The organism is Pseudomonas sp. BGI-2 (genome assembly GCF_004310295.1).
In the GTDB taxonomy this organism is placed as follows: Bacteria; Pseudomonadota; Gammaproteobacteria; order Pseudomonadales; family Pseudomonadaceae; genus Aquipseudomonas.
Map to the genome: position 1 here is coordinate 42993 of NZ_SISB01000046.1, position 14031 is coordinate 57023.

A 14031-nucleotide genomic window follows, 5' to 3' on the forward strand; every position below is an offset into this window, starting at 1 on the left:
AGCCTCGCTCCTACAGGGATCTGTGTCACCAATCCACTGTAGGAGCGAGGCTTGCCCGCGAAGAAGGCGACTCGGTCTTTCTTAGGTACGCATCCCGCGCCCACTCACCAGCAACCGCGCGCAGCCGATGTACAACACAACAGTCGCCACCAGCATGAAGGTAATCGCCACGCTGATCTTGATGTCCGAAACGCCAAGAATGCCGTAACGGAAGGCGTTGACCATGTGCAGCACCGGGTTCGCCAGAGACACGGTCTGCCAGAACGGCGGCAGCAAGCTGATCGAGTAGAACACACCGCCCAGGTACGTCAGCGGTGTCAGCACGAAGGTCGGGATGATCGAGATGTCATCGAAGTTGCGTGCAAACACGGCGTTGATGAAGCCCAGCAGTGAGAAGATCGTCGCCGTCAGCACCACCACCAGAATGGTCACGCCCAGGTGATGCACCTGCAGATCGGTGAAGAACAGCGACAGCAGCGTCACGATGACCCCGACCATCAAGCCGCGCAGCACACCGCCCAAGGTGTAACCGATCAGAATCGTATGCGGCGATACCGGCGACACCATCAATTCCTCGATGGAGCGCTGGAACTTGCTGCCGAAGAAACTCGACACCACGTTGCCGTAAGAGTTGGTGATCACCGACATCATGATCAGCCCCGGCACGATGTACTCCATGTAGGTGAAACCACCCATGTCACCGATCTGCCGACCAATCAGATTGCCGAAGATCACGAAGTACAGAACCATGGTGATTGCCGGCGGCAGCAGCGTCTGCGGCCAGATCCGGGTAAAGCGTTTGACCTCTCGGTAAACGATGGTATTGAGGGCAACGAGGTTGGGTTGCAGCTCGGAACTCATACCGCCACCTTCGACAGATTTTTCTCCACCAGGGACACGAACAACTCCTCGAGGCGATTGGTTTTGTTACGCAGGCTCAGCACTTCGATGTTCAGTTGCGCCAATTGGGTGAACAGCGCGGTGATGCCCATGGCCTTGTCGACCTGAACTTCAAGGGTGTGGCTGTCGAGCAGCTTGGTCGGATAACCGAGCAACTGCGGCGCGGTTTGCAGCGTGTTTTGGATGTCGAGCAGGAACGTTTCCACATGCAGTTGGCCGAGCAACTGTTTCATGCTGGTGTTCTCGACGATGGTGCCGTGGTCGATGATGCCGATGTTGCGGCACAACTGCTCAGCCTCTTCCAGGTAGTGGGTGGTGAGGATGATGGTGATGCCTTTCTGGTTCAGCTCGGTGAGGAAGCTCCACATCGAGCGACGCAGTTCGATGTCCACACCCGCGGTCGGTTCATCGAGGATCAGCAGGCGTGGTTCGTGAACCAGTGCGCGGGCGATCATCAGTCGACGCTTCATGCCGCCGGACAGTGAGCGCGACGGCGTATCGCGCTTGTCCCACAGGCCCAGTTGGGTCAGGTATTGCTCGGCTCGTTCCTTGGCGATTTTCGGCGGGATGCCGTAGTAACCGGCCTGGGTCACGACGATATCGAAGGTCTTTTCGAACTGGTTGAAATTGAATTCCTGGGGCACCACGCCGATGGAGCGCTTGAGCTGCGCGGGATTCTTGTCCAGGTCGTGACCGAAGATATTCACCGTCCCGCTGGTCTTGTTCACCAGGGTCGAGAGAATGCCGATGGTGGTGGATTTGCCAGCGCCGTTCGGGCCGAGCAAGGCGAAAAAGTCACCTTCGGCGACGTCCAGATCGATACCACTCAGGGCCTGGAAACCGTTGCCGTAGGTTTTGGTTAGCTGCCGGATGGACAGAGCGGAACTCATATCGGATTTACGCACCAAGAAGGGAAGAAAGGGACAAATAAGGGCGGGCGGCGACGAATGCAACCGCGGCGCGTGAGCGCAATGGTGCTTGTCGCTGCCACACAAGTACAGTCAAGTGTGTCGATAGTGAGTATTAAGTCAACGCGGTCATAACGGCTTTTTTATACGCCGGGCGTTGTTTCAGCCGTCCGTACCAGGCTTCAAGATTGGGCTGCGGTGCGCGCTCGATCGGCATCTCGAACCAGGCATAAATGAAACTGCCAAGGGGGATGTCGCCCATGCCGATTTCGTCGCCGGACAGGTACGGCTTGGCCGCCAACGCCTTGTCGGCCATCGCCAGCAGGTCATCGCATTCCTTGATCGCTGAATTGATGGCGGACCAGTCCTGCTTGTCTTCGGGGGTGCGCAACACGCCCCAGAAGACGGTGCGGAACGGGCCGGCAAAACTTGTGGTGGTCCAGTCCATCCACTTGTCAGCAGCGGCGCGGGCCTTCAGATCCGCCGGATACCAGGCCGTGCCATCGGCGTGCTGAGCCATGAGGTAACGCACGATGGCGTTCGATTCCCAGAGCACGAAACCGTCGTCTTCGATCACCGGCACGCGGCCATTGGGGTTCATCGCACGGTACTGCGGCGTATCGACTACACCGAAGGCGCCGCCCGCATCAATGGCTTCATAGGTCAGGCCCAGTTCCTCGGCGGCCCACAATGGCTTTCTGACATTCGACGAATTTTTCCGACCCCAGATCTTCAGCATGACCGCCTCTTTATGGATGAATGCGCAGGCAGCATACGCCGGATCAGGTGCGGCTCAAATCACTCTGCATGTCCCCCAACTGTGCAGGCAATTTATCGCTGAACAGATGCGGATAGCACTTTTCCAAATGCTCGAAAAAGAATGCTTCGGGCACGTCGGTGAACTGGCCGTGGTCGACCAGGTACTCCATAAGCTGCTCGCCATCGCGATTGAAAGGATGGAATACGCTGTCGTTGATTCCGTCGAATTCCAATGGTGCGACATTGAACAGTTCGCACAAGCCTTGGTTGAACGCCGGCGTTGCTTTGACCCAGCGACCGTTTAGAAACAGCTCCGTATAGCCATGCATGGCAAACACGTCGCTCTTGAGCAACTCAAGCAAACGCGGCGTCGACAAGTGATTGCGCACATCCGCCAGGCCGATGCGGGCCGGGATCCCGCAATGTCGCGCGGCACCGGCCAGGAGCGTGGCCTTGGGCACGCAGTAACTTTCCCCGGTCGCCAATGCATAACTGCCGCGCAAGGTCTGCGGGTCGCGACTGAACGTGTAGGGGTTGTAGCGCACGGCCTCGCGCACCGCGTAATAGAGGTTGATCGCCTGCTCAAGCGGGTCGCGACTGGCGCCCCGATGCTTTTCGGCGAACTCCACCACCGAGGGGTGGTCACTATCGATGAAGCGGCCGGGACTCAGATACTCGTGCATGAGAACAATCTCCTGGGGAAGCCACGAGTCTAGCGACACCTTTAGCACAGAGATAACGACGTTTCGGCCAAACATGGACGCATAGCCGCGTAGGAAACGAACGATTTCCTTGGCGTGTTGCCAACCCAACCTACAAAACTCATCGATGGTTTCCCACGAATTCAATCACCTCGCTCCGACCACCCTGTTTTGCGGATGCCGTCTAAGCTCTGAAGGTTGGTTTTGCCCTGGTTCACGGAGGATTAAATATGCTGCTGTTGTGGATACTGGTTTTGGTTGTCGGGATAGCTTATTTAGCCCACCGTCGTATCGCTCCCCTGCCCGCCCTGTGCATCGTCGCTGTCTATATCGTCGCGATGGGAGCCTTCAGCCGCGCGCCAGGTTGGCTGCTGCTGGTTTTCTGGGTGTTGATTGCAGCGGTGGCGGCGCCGTTATTGCTGCCCGACCTGCGCCGTAAATTCTTCAGCGCGCCGCTGTTCAGCTGGTTTCAGAAAACCCTGCCGCCGATGTCGCAGACCGAACGCGATGCGATCGACGCAGGGACCGTGTGGTGGGACGGTGAACTGTTCAGCGGTCGCCCGGACTGGAACAAGCTGCTTTCTTATCCAAAAGCGCAGCTGAGCGAAGAGGAACAGGCCTTTATCGACGGTCCGACCGAAGAACTCTGCGCCATGGTCACCGACTGGCAGATCGGGCAAGACATGGACCTGCCTCCTGAAGCCTGGACTCACATCAAGGAAAACGGCTTCTTTGCGCTGATCATTCCCAAGGAGTTTGGCGGCAAGGGCTTCTCGGCCTATGCCCACTCCCAAGTGGCGATGAAACTGGCGACCCGCAGTGGCGACCTCGCTTCCACCGTGATGGTCCCTAACTCGCTTGGCCCCGCCGAACTGCTGCTGCATTACGGCACCGACGAACAACGCAACCATTACCTGCCACGACTGGCCCGGGGCGACGACATCCCGTGCTTCGCACTGACCGGTCCCCTGGCCGGCTCCGACGCCGGCGCCATGCCCGACACTGGGGTCATCTGCAAAGGCGAATGGGAAGGCAAGGAAACCCTTGGTCTGCGCCTCAACTGGGAAAAGCGTTACATCACGCTGGGCCCGGTGGCCACCCTCCTCGGCCTGGCCTTCAAGGCCTATGACCCGGACCATCTGCTGGGTGACAAGGAAGACCTGGGCATCAGCCTGGCACTGATCCCGACCGACACCGCCGGTGTTGAAATCGGCCGCCGTCACCTGCCATTGGGTGCCGCCTTCATGAATGGCCCGAACTCCGGCAAGGACGTATTCGTGCCGTTGGACTTCCTCATCGGCGGCCAGGAAATGCTCGGCAAAGGCTGGATGATGCTGATGAACTGCCTGTCGGTCGGGCGTTCGATCTCCCTGCCTGCGGTCGGCACCGGCGCGGCCAAGTTCACCAGCCTGGTAACCGGCCAGTACGCGCAGGTACGTGAGCAATTCAACGTGCCACTGTCGGCATTCGAAGGCATTCAGGAAGCCATGGCGCGCATCGGTGGCAACGCCTGGATGATGGACGCCGCCCGAATGCTGACCGCCAACGCGGTGGACCTTGGCGAGAAACCGTCGGTGCTGTCGGCGATTCTCAAGTACCACCTCACCGAACGCGGCCGCGAGTGCATCAGCCACGCCATGGATGTTCATGGCGGCAAGGCGATCATCATGGGGCCGAACAACTACCTCGGTCGCAGTTGGAACGGTGCACCCATCTTCATCACCGTGGAAGGCGCGAACATTCTCTCGCGCAACCTGATGATCTTCGGCCAGGGCGCCATTCGCTGCCATCCGTTCGTGCTCAAGGAAATGGCCCTCGCCGGTCGTGAAGACAAGGATCAGGCACTTACCGAGTTCGATGGCCTGCTGCTCAAGCACATCGGTTTCGCCGTAAGCAACGCCGCCAGCACGCTGGTGCTGAACCTCGGCTTCGGACACCTGGAACATTCGCCGGGGGACAAGCTCAGTCAGGGTTATTTCCGCGCACTCAATCGTCAGGCCGCCGCGTTCGCCATGCTCGCAGACCTGAGCATGATGCTGTTGGGGGGTGAACTGAAACGTCGCGAACGTCTGTCGGCGCGTCTTGGGGATGTGCTCAGCAACATGTACCTCGCCTCCGCCGCGCTCAAGCGTTACCACGACCTCGATTCGCCGGAGCACATGGCGCCACTGTTTACCTGGGCCATGGAAGAAAGCCTTGGTCAGTCGGAACGTGCGCTGGATGAATTGCTGAGCAACTTTCCGAACAAGGTATTGGGCTGCCTGTTGAGGGTGATCGTGTTCCCGTTTGGCCGTCGCCACAAAGGGCCATCGGACAAACTCGGCGCCGAAGTCGCCGCGGTAATTGGCCGTGCCAAGGGCGATCCAACCCTCGAAGAACTGCTCGGCGGTTGCTACCGTCCGCAATCGGCGGACGACGCAGTGGGGGCCCTGCAACACGCCTGCAACCTGTTGAACGCGGCGCAGCCGTTGCAGAAAAAACTACACATGGCGCTGAAAAGCGGTCAAGTCAAACCGGCTGCCGGGGAACACGTCATCGAAGCAGCGCTGGAGGCTGGGGTGTTGCAGCCGGTGGAAGCGCAGACCTTGCGTGAAGCAGAAACCGCGCGCCGCAAGGTGATCGATGTCGATGATTTCGACAAAGATGAACTGGCGCTGGCCGACGGAAAGGTCCGCTGATCCTGTAAAAAGGGGCGCAGGAGCTTTATACTCCCGCGCCCGTTTTGCTCTTGAGGACTTATCTCGTGTCCAACGTCGTTGCCGATCATCTTGTCTTGCTCGACCACCTGCGCAGCATCCTGGTCGCCGTAGGTGAGGCCGAACAGGTTCCCGAAGAAAGCCATGCCTTGTTCCTGGAGCGCTTTGACGAACTGCGTGCCTTGTTGCCGGTCGACCCGATCGAAAGCCAATACCTGGGCCAGGACATTCTGTGCCAGGTAATCACCCGCTATCCGCAAATCGCCCACCTGGTTCCGCGCGACCTGCTGTGGTACTTCGCCGGTGACTGTCTGCATTACATGCCCGATGATGAAATCGATTTGTACCAGTCACTGGAAGAGCGTCGTTTCGAAGCCGAACAGAACGACGAGCCTTTCGACTGGAATCAGGAAAAACAGCTGCTGGCGATGTCGAACCAGGACAGCAAGCACTGATCACCGATCAGAAATGCAAAAGGCCCGCATGGTTATTCATGCGGGCCTTTTTTGTGCAGTAGCCGAAGACGCCTTCGCGGGCAAGCCTCGCTCCTACAAGTAAAGCGCAATCCCTGTAGGAGCGAGGCTTGCCCGCGAAGAGGACCTTCAGAGCAACCCATCACTCTCAGGCAACTCATACTCCGCCGCGACCTTACCCGCCTTCCCCGGCTTGCCCAACGTCGGCTCTTTCTCCAGGCACTCCACCAGATAATCGATAAACACCCGCAACTTCGGCGGCAAATACCGCGTCGGCGAATGCAACAACCAGGCGCCGCCATGGTAGGACGCGAGGAACGTCCAGTCCGGCAGCACTTGCACAATCAAACCCTGCTCCAACGCATAACGCGCCGTGAAGTACGGCAGACTGCCAATCCCGATGTGCTGCAACACCGCACCCAGTCGCACGCCCGTGTGATTCGCCGCATACCGCCCGCGTACACCGACCGTCACAGCCTTGGTGCCTTTCTTGAATTTCCAGCGTGCATCGCTCGGGGTTTCACCCAGGTAGATGCAGCTATGGTTGAGCAAGTCATGGGGATGCGTCGGCGTGCCATATTCCGCAAGGTACTGCGGTGTTGCGCAGAGCAAATGGTCGATGGTCAGCAACTGCCGCCCGACCAATCCAGCAGGTGGTCGATCGGTAATGCGAATCGCCAGATCAACGTTATCGTCGATCAGATCCACCTGCCGATCCTCAAGCAACAGCTCCACATCCACTTTGGGATAACGGCGCAGAAATTCCGGCATATGCGGGTGAATCACAAATCGGCCGACCGCCTTGGGCACACTGACCCGCACCAGCCCTTCCGCTTCATGGGTGAACTGCCCGCTGATTTCCATCACTGACTTGGCCGCACTGACCATTTCCTGGCAGCGCTTGAACACCTCTTCGCCGCCGTCGCTCAACCGCAGTTTACGTGTGGTTCGCTGCAGCAGACGCGTGGCCAGCGCTTTTTCCAGACGTGAAATGCTGCGACTCACCGCCGAGGGTGAGGAGCCCAATTGGCGAGCCGCTTCGGAAAAACTGCCGGTCTCGACAACCTTGACGAAGATCGCCATTTCACCCAGCAGTGGAAGTGGAAGATTTATGCTCACAGCGCAACAGTCCTTTGATGTTTGAACGGATTATCACGCAATTCCACGCTTCATATAATAAAAATAGAAACTTTAATGAGGACATGGAATATGACGCTTCGCCTCTTTTTCCATAGTGATGACCTCAAGGCCAATGTGGAAGTCCTGGATTGCACGCCCCAGGAGAACGAATTTGCAGTGGTGCTGCGCGCCACGTTGTTTCACCCCCAAGGTGGCGGTCAGCCTTGCGATACCGGCTGGATCGGCGAAAGCCAGGTGCTGCGCGTGGTGCAGGACCCGGACCGGATCATTCATTTCGTCGACCGCCCGGTGAAACCGGGCATGAGCCAGATTCGTATTGACGAGCAACGTCGCCAGTTCAATTCGCGTATGCATTCGGCCGGTCACCTGATCGGTCACTTTGTCCAGGCGCTGGGCTGGATGCCGATCAAGGCTCATCACTGGCCGGGCGAAGGACGCGTGCAATTCAAACCCGCGGAGTCGGCAAAAGAGGTGGATGCCGAGATCCTTCAGCACGGCATCGAGCAATGGGTTGCCCATGATCTGCCACGCCTGACGTCGATGCGCGAAGGCGCCCGGGAAATCGGTTTCGGTGAACTGCCCGCCTACGGCTGCGGCGGCACCCACGTACGTAGCCTGAAGGATTTGGGCACGGTCACGATCGCTTCCCTTTCACTGAAAAAGGGAACGCTGTCAGTCCACTACAGCGTGGATTGAACTTTCCGGCGATGCCGTCCCCGTCATCGCCTGACGCCCGGGGGAGCCCGCGTTCGCGGGCTCTGTTGACTATCTGATAGATGGACCTAAGACATGATGCTTGACGTCGAGCGTCTCGATGAGACGTGCATAAAAAAACTGGCCAACGAAGAAGTCCTCGCCATCCGCGTCAAAGGCCTGTTGCCCCGGCCGCTGGCGATTCAGATTGGCGACAAGATCCTCGCCCCGGGTTTCGAAGGCTATATCAATGCGCCGAGCATCGGCCGCATCGGCATGGCGTTTTATGAGGCGGAAAACCAGCCGCCGCTGATCGAGGATTATTTCGAGCATGCCTCGCGCAATATCGCGGAGTTGCGCAAACGTTGCGCGCCCTACTCGTCCCCGGTCGACACCCTGCGCTGCATGCTCGATGAGTCCTGGCCGGCGGGTGCGCATCTGGAAAACCTCTATGGTCGCAAGATGTATGTCGGGTTGTCCCGGGTCGTGAAACCGGGTGTGTGCTTCCTTGCCCACCACGACATTTTCGCCAAGGACGCCCCGGACAGTTACCAGGCCAGAAGCCTGGAAGCGCAGTTCGCTTGCAACGTTTACCTGAACATGCCCACCGAGGGCGGCGCGCTGCAGATGTGGGACCACGACATTTCTCCGGATCGATTCGACGAAATGCGTGGCGACAGCTACGGCATCGACCCGGCCCTGCTCGGGACTCCGACCCTGGAGATTCGTCCTGAGCCGGGTGATTTCATCATGTTCAATTCGCGCTGCATGCACTCGGTAACTCCGGGCGTAGCGGATCCGCGATTGAGCCTTTCGTTCTTTGTCGGCTATCGCGGCAATGCTTCACCCCTAACTTTTTGGAGTTGAGATGTTTTCGAATTACCTGGGCGAGTTCCTGGCGCTGGCGACCATTCACTTTCTGGCTGTGGTCGCACCGGGACCGGACTTCGCGGTGACCATCCGCCAAAGTGTGCGTTTCGGCCGACTGGTAGGGATTTGCACGGCGCTGGGCATTGGTGCGGGGATTTCCGTGCACGTGCTTTACACCCTGCTCGGGGTCGGGGCGCTGATGCACACGACACCTTGGTTGTTGACCGTGGCCAAGGTGGTGGGCGGCGCTTACATTTTGTACCTCGGTGTCAGCCTGTTGCGCAGTAAACCCAAGTCCGCGCTTGAAGGTGACAAGGTCGCGGAGGAGCCTGTCGTCGAGCAAACGCTGCTGAAGGCGTTCACCACCGGTTTTCTGACCAACGCGACCAACCCCAAGGCGACGCTGTTTTTCCTGGCGATTTTCACCACGATCATCAGCGCTACGACACCGATGAAGGTTCAGGCGCTGTATGGGGTGTGGATGTGTTTTGTGAACGCGCTGTGGTTCGTGATCGTCGCGCTGTTCTTTTCCAGTGCTCGGGTGCGATTGCTGTTCATGCGCATGGGGCATTGGTTCGAACGCACCATGGGGGTGATTCTGATTCTGTTCGCCGGGCGCCTGATTCTGTCGATGTAAAACCTGCGCCCATGCAAAAGGCCCGTTCAGTCAGACTGACGGGCCTTTTTCGTTTCTGCGCCGCTTTTGCATTTCTGTGCGACAGATCCCACTTCAGGACTCCCGTAACACTCGGTTACAGTGTTAGGTTGGAAACGTTTCTGTCTCATCAATCAGAAACTTCTCACAAACTGCCTGCAAAGGAATGCCCCCAGCAATGAATTTCTCACTCAAGCACCTGGCTGCGTCAACCCTGGTACTGGCCAGCCTTTCGTCATTCACCCTGTCAGCGCAGGCCAACATCACCCCGCAACAGAGCGCGACCATCCTCAAGACTTTCAGCGACGCATCGGTCACGGATTTCAGGCAGTTCCTGGGAGGCCTCGCCAAGAGCGACCTCGGAAAAACCGACGACCTCGGCCCGGCCATCAGCGCCTTCCTCGACAACAAGCCCCTTACGCCAGAACAACAGAACGAAATCCATCGCCTGCTTGGCCTCTATGCACGGGTGAAATACGGCGCCGCTGCCACCGAGACCTTGCGCGAACTGGTGGCCATCCCGACCTTCCGCGTCGACGGCGTTGACCAGCACGACAATCCCGAATTCATCAAGATCGCTGACAAGATCAAGGGCCTGGCCCAAGCCTTCAACCTGAATTTCCGCAACATCGACAATCGCGTCTATGAAATCACCCTTGAGGGCAGCAGCGATGAAGTCGTGGGTATTCACGCCCATGCCGACGTAGTGCCCGTAACGCCGGAAAACTGGGTTCTGAAAGACGGCACCAAACTCGATCCGTTCAAAGTCACCCTGATCGGCGATCGCATGTATGGCCGGGGCACTGAGGATGACAAGAACGGCATCGTGGTAGCGCTTTATGCCATGAAGATCATCAAGGAAGAGAAGCTGCCGCTGGCGCGCAATTTCAAGCTGCTGGTCGACACCACTGAGGAAACCACCGGCGACGCCATTCCTTATTACTTCGAACACAACCCGACACCTAACTACAACCTGGCACTGGATGGCGGCTACCCGGTGGTGATTGCCGAGAAAGGTTACGGCACCGTGATGGCGAATTTCCCCAAGCGTAAAGCCGAGGGCAAAGGCGCGGAAATCATCTCGATGACTGGCGGCCTGGCCACCAATCAGATCCCGTCGGCTTCCGTCGTCACTCTGTTGAGTGAGAACCCTGCCGAATTGGCCGCCAGTTTGCAGAAGGCTGGCGCCGATTATGCCAAGCGCAATGGCGGCAACTTCGACGTAACCGCCAAGGTCGATGGCAAGGACGTCAAACTGACGATCACCGGCGTTTCCGCCCACTCCTCCGAGCCCGAGTCCGGCGTCAACCCGGTAGCCCGGACGCTCGACTTCATCCACAGCCAGGATGGCAAGGTCGCGCTCAAGCACAACCACTTCACCGATGCTGCCCGCTACGCTGCGGACAACTGGGGGCTGGATTACCTGGGTGGCAAATTGGCAGTCGGTTTTTCTGATGACTTCATGGGGCCGCTGACCACTTCCCTGACCTACGTCGCCATGGATGACAAAGCCTTCAAGCTCGCGGTCAACTTGCGCGTGCCGAAGGGCAGATCCCCTGAAGTGCTCAAGGCACAAATCGCCGAAAAACTTGGCACCTGGAGCAAGAAGACCCACGTAGCGGTGGCCTTCGACTACTCGATCGCCGAACCGATGTACCGCAACCCTGAGGGTGAATGGGTCAAGGCCTTGCTCGCCGTGGCCAGCGAAAACCTGGGCATGGAACACAAGTACGGCACCTCCGCTGGCGCCACCTCAGTCCATGAACTGCCCAACGGCGTGCAATTCGGCCTGGCTCGGCCCGAGGTCAAGTACACAGGGCACACCGACAACGAGTTCAAGACCGTCGACCAGTTCCTGCTGGACCTGCAGATCGTGACGGAAATGATGGGGCGCATCGGGCAGTTGCCGAAGCTCTGATCGCTTTATCGGACCCGCTGTTGTAGCGGGTCCGACGCGTTGATCGCCTTGATTCCTACACAAACAAATAAAGGACCTTGAGGTCCTTTTTTATGAATGACGCACCAACAAAAACGCCGCTCATCACTGAGCGGCGTTTTCGTTAAATATGGAGCGGGAAACGAGACTCGAACTCGCGACCCCGACCTTGGCAAGGTCGTGCTCTACCAACTGAGCTATTCCCGCAAATGGCGTCCCCTAGGGGACTCGAACCCCTGTTACCGCCGTGAAAGGGCGGTGTCCTAGGCCACTAGACGAAGGGGACACGCTAACTGAAACACATGGTGTGTATTTCAGTGCCCAAATCCGCATCCGGAGATGTCGGCTCTGGCTTCACTCAACGCTGCCCGAAAGCAACGCTGCTTAAAATTGGAGCGGGAAACGAGACTCGAACTCGCGACCCCGACCTTGGCAAGGTCGTGCTCTACCAACTGAGCTATTCCCGCATATGGCGTCCCCTAGGGGACTCGAACCCCTGTTACCGCCGTGAAAGGGCGGTGTCCTAGGCCACTAGACGAAGGGGACACACGTACAACATTCACTCCTTACCGCGTTTCGCTGTGTGCTTTACGCTGTAAGTGGCGCGCATTCTATGGATGGATTGAGGGGTCGTCAACCCCCAGATATAAATTTATTTAAATCAATGACTTCGCCCCGCTTTCAGGCGTGATTCAGGCTTTTGCGCCTCCTGACCTCTGGCGACTATATTCTGGCAACCACCAAGACGTTATAGTCCGCCGCTCTAGATGATGGCAATGTGATTCACGGTGGCCAGCATTTATATAAGTAGAACGACGGCCGATGTAAAGACAGCCACAACCGATTCAACTCGTCGAGCGGCCCTATGCGCCCAAATGCCAAGCCACTACACTCGATCGCGAACCCTATAAAGAGGTCTTACCGGTGACACCACTCATGATCACCCTGCTAGTCGTAGCCGGGATCGCACTATTGATCGCCATTGGCTACATGAACCATGTGGTGGAAAACAATAAGCTGGAAAGGGTCCGTACCAAGGTTGAACTCAATGATCGCCTGCGTCGCTGCGGCGAAATCACCGAGACCTTCCCCGGTCAGCTGATGACACCTGGGCTGAAGCTGCTGTTGACCCGCCTGGAGCTCAACGTCTGTCAGCGTTTGCTCAACCTGGAAAAAACCAGTTCCAACCTCAGGACGCGGATTACCGAACTGGAAGCGTTGGCCGCTCAAGGTGAATCGATCCCGGTCAACAACCCGCCGGCACCGATCCAGACCGAAGCCAAGGCCAAGGACGTGCGTTTCCTGCTCGAAGCCCTGCACGGCCAAATCACCCGTGCCGCACAGGACGGCTACCTGCCGACCAACGAAGCCAAGCGCTGGATCCGCGAAGTGCGCCACATTCTGGTCCTGCTGCACATCGAGTTCTTCAACAACCTCGGTCAGCACTGCCTGCAACAAAACCAGCCAGGCCAGGCCCGCCTCGCTTTCGAACGCGGTGTGCAATACCTGCGAAAACAACAGGAACCCCAGGTCTACGCCGAACAACTCGAATACCTGGAAAAACTCTTGGCGCGCGCCAACGCCATGGTGATGGACAACATCGCAGCGGTTGAAAGCGAAGCGAATCAACTGAACGTAGGCCTCAAAGACGTCGAGGCGGATGCGGACTGGAAGAAGAAAGTGATTTACGACTGATCAGAAGAATTAAAGAAGCCACCGGAACAGGTGGCTTTTTTTGGATTGGATTTGGTGGGTGAGTACAACCGGGAAAGATAGGTCGAGTGAAAGGCCGCCTTCGCAGGCCAGCTCCCACAGGTTTTGGTGTACATCTGCAAGTGATTGGCCGGCTGTCAGGCCGCCATCGCGGGCAAGCCTCGCTCCTACAATTGGATCGGCGTACATCCGCTTCTCACCACTCAATAGGCCGAGCGTTAGCTCGCCTGCTTTTGATCTTGATCTACCCGCCCCTTTCGGTAGGCTGAGTGGAGGTGTTCATCCAGGGAGTGGCGCGCAGCGCCGTTCGATGCAGTCGAACACGCTGCATGTAGGTCGCCGCGAAGCAGACCGGAGGGCAGTGTCCCCGGATGGATACCGGAGCGAAGGTACGCCGAGCCCAGGCGAGGGGCCGGACGCTTGGGGCGAGCCTTTTGGGGTACTTTTTTGGCGCTTGAAAAATCGGCATAGGAGGCGGCCATCTGGCCGCGCCCCTGCCACACCACCCGGCATGCGGGTCCGCACCGGGCGGTTCGAGAAGTTGAGGTCAGCAGAGTCGAGGCAGACCCAGCCGGTCGAACCACGCC

12 protein-coding genes and 4 tRNA genes are annotated in these 14031 nt (G+C 58.2%); 7 read left to right on the forward strand and 9 right to left on the reverse strand.

Features of this window, described 5'->3' with window-relative positions; genetic code table 11:
* Window positions 1-81: 81 nt before the first annotated feature.
* The 4 genes from EYC95_RS25275 to EYC95_RS25290 form a co-directional block, all read right to left on the reverse strand.
* A complete protein-coding gene (locus EYC95_RS25275; protein WP_131062747.1) occupies window positions 82-861 on the reverse strand; it encodes an ABC transporter permease in 780 nt (259 codons plus the stop codon).
* On the reverse strand, window positions 858-1790 hold the full coding sequence (locus EYC95_RS25280) for an ABC transporter ATP-binding protein (RefSeq protein ID WP_131062748.1): 933 nt from the start codon (window positions 1788-1790) through the stop codon (window positions 858-860). Before EYC95_RS25280 ends, EYC95_RS25275 begins: the two co-directional genes overlap by 4 nt.
* A 133-nt stretch (window positions 1791-1923) precedes the next feature.
* Complete coding sequence (locus EYC95_RS25285) at window positions 1924-2547, reverse strand: glutathione S-transferase family protein (protein ID WP_131062749.1); 624 nt, start codon at window positions 2545-2547, stop codon at window positions 1924-1926.
* 43 nt (window positions 2548-2590) lie between these two features.
* Complete coding sequence (locus EYC95_RS25290) at window positions 2591-3250, reverse strand: transglutaminase family protein (RefSeq protein ID WP_131062750.1); 660 nt, start codon at window positions 3248-3250, stop codon at window positions 2591-2593.
* A 248-nt stretch (window positions 3251-3498) separates the two neighbouring features.
* Here EYC95_RS25290 and EYC95_RS25295 point away from each other — a divergent pair, with 248 nt between their 5' ends.
* Together EYC95_RS25295 and EYC95_RS25300 are read left to right on the forward strand one after the other, a co-directional pair.
* Window positions 3499-5946, forward strand: a complete 2448-nt coding sequence (locus EYC95_RS25295) for an acyl-CoA dehydrogenase (protein ID WP_131062751.1) — start codon at window positions 3499-3501, stop codon at window positions 5944-5946.
* 65 nt (window positions 5947-6011) lie between these two features.
* Window positions 6012-6419: a PA2817 family protein gene (locus EYC95_RS25300; protein ID WP_131062752.1), complete on the forward strand. Its 408-nt coding sequence runs from the start codon at window positions 6012-6014 to the stop codon at window positions 6417-6419.
* 147 nt (window positions 6420-6566) lie between these two features.
* Here the strand turns inward: EYC95_RS25300 and EYC95_RS25305 are convergent, their stop codons facing one another.
* Window positions 6567-7556 carry a LysR family transcriptional regulator gene (locus EYC95_RS25305; protein WP_131062753.1) on the reverse strand — a complete coding sequence of 330 codons (990 nt, stop codon included), beginning with the start codon at window positions 7554-7556 and terminating at the stop codon, window positions 6567-6569.
* 90 nt (window positions 7557-7646) lie between these two features.
* On the opposite strand from EYC95_RS25305, the gene EYC95_RS25310 reads away from it, so the two are divergent.
* From EYC95_RS25310 to EYC95_RS25325, 4 genes are all read left to right on the forward strand, one after another.
* Entirely contained in the window at window positions 7647-8273 is a 627-nt protein-coding gene (locus EYC95_RS25310) for an alanyl-tRNA editing protein (RefSeq protein ID WP_131062754.1), read from the forward strand.
* Between the two features lie 93 nt (window positions 8274-8366).
* Window positions 8367-9137, forward strand: a complete 771-nt coding sequence (locus EYC95_RS25315; protein WP_131062755.1) for a 2OG-Fe(II) oxygenase — start codon at window positions 8367-8369, stop codon at window positions 9135-9137.
* A 1-nt stretch (window position 9138) separates the two neighbouring features.
* Entirely contained in the window at window positions 9139-9777 is a 639-nt protein-coding gene (locus EYC95_RS25320; protein WP_131062756.1) for a LysE family translocator, read from the forward strand.
* A 196-nt stretch (window positions 9778-9973) separates the two neighbouring features.
* Window positions 9974-11713 (forward strand): dipeptidase, encoded by a 1740-nt coding sequence (locus EYC95_RS25325; protein ID WP_131062757.1) that lies wholly within the window; start codon window positions 9974-9976, stop codon window positions 11711-11713.
* Between the two features lie 149 nt (window positions 11714-11862).
* Here EYC95_RS25325 and EYC95_RS25330 read toward each other — a convergent pair.
* From EYC95_RS25330 to EYC95_RS25345, 4 genes are all read right to left on the reverse strand, one after another.
* A tRNA-Gly gene (locus EYC95_RS25330) sits at window positions 11863-11938 on the reverse strand.
* A 3-nt stretch (window positions 11939-11941) separates the two neighbouring features.
* Window positions 11942-12017: transfer RNA gene (locus tag EYC95_RS25335), tRNA-Glu, on the reverse strand.
* A 105-nt stretch (window positions 12018-12122) separates the two neighbouring features.
* Window positions 12123-12198 (reverse strand) — tRNA-Gly (locus EYC95_RS25340).
* A gap of 3 nt (window positions 12199-12201) precedes the next feature.
* Window positions 12202-12277, reverse strand: a tRNA-Glu gene (locus EYC95_RS25345).
* A 378-nt stretch (window positions 12278-12655) separates the two neighbouring features.
* Between EYC95_RS25345 and EYC95_RS25350 the strand changes: the two genes are divergently transcribed.
* Window positions 12656-13426: a hypothetical protein gene (locus tag EYC95_RS25350; RefSeq protein ID WP_131062759.1), complete on the forward strand. Its 771-nt coding sequence runs from the start codon at window positions 12656-12658 to the stop codon at window positions 13424-13426.
* Window positions 13427-14031 lie beyond the last annotated feature (605 nt).

Excerpts from the sequence above, each read along its gene's own strand:
- EYC95_RS25275 (WP_131062747.1), bottom strand. The coding sequence starts at position 861 with ATGAGTTCCGAGCTGCAACCCAACCTCGTTGCCCTCAATACCATCGTT.
- EYC95_RS25280 (WP_131062748.1), bottom strand. The coding sequence starts at position 1,790 with ATGAGTTCCGCTCTGTCCATCCGGCAGCTAACCAAAACCTACGGCAAC.
- EYC95_RS25285 (WP_131062749.1), bottom strand. The coding sequence starts at position 2,547 with ATGCTGAAGATCTGGGGTCGGAAAAATTCGTCGAATGTCAGAAAGCCA.
- EYC95_RS25290 (WP_131062750.1), bottom strand. The coding sequence starts at position 3,250 with ATGCACGAGTATCTGAGTCCCGGCCGCTTCATCGATAGTGACCACCCC.
- EYC95_RS25295 (WP_131062751.1), top strand. The coding sequence starts at position 3,499 with ATGCTGCTGTTGTGGATACTGGTTTTGGTTGTCGGGATAGCTTATTTA.
- EYC95_RS25310 (WP_131062754.1), top strand. The coding sequence starts at position 7,647 with ATGACGCTTCGCCTCTTTTTCCATAGTGATGACCTCAAGGCCAATGTG.
- EYC95_RS25315 (WP_131062755.1), top strand. The coding sequence starts at position 8,367 with ATGATGCTTGACGTCGAGCGTCTCGATGAGACGTGCATAAAAAAACTG.
- EYC95_RS25320 (WP_131062756.1), top strand. The coding sequence starts at position 9,139 with ATGTTTTCGAATTACCTGGGCGAGTTCCTGGCGCTGGCGACCATTCAC.
- EYC95_RS25325 (WP_131062757.1), top strand. The coding sequence starts at position 9,974 with ATGAATTTCTCACTCAAGCACCTGGCTGCGTCAACCCTGGTACTGGCC.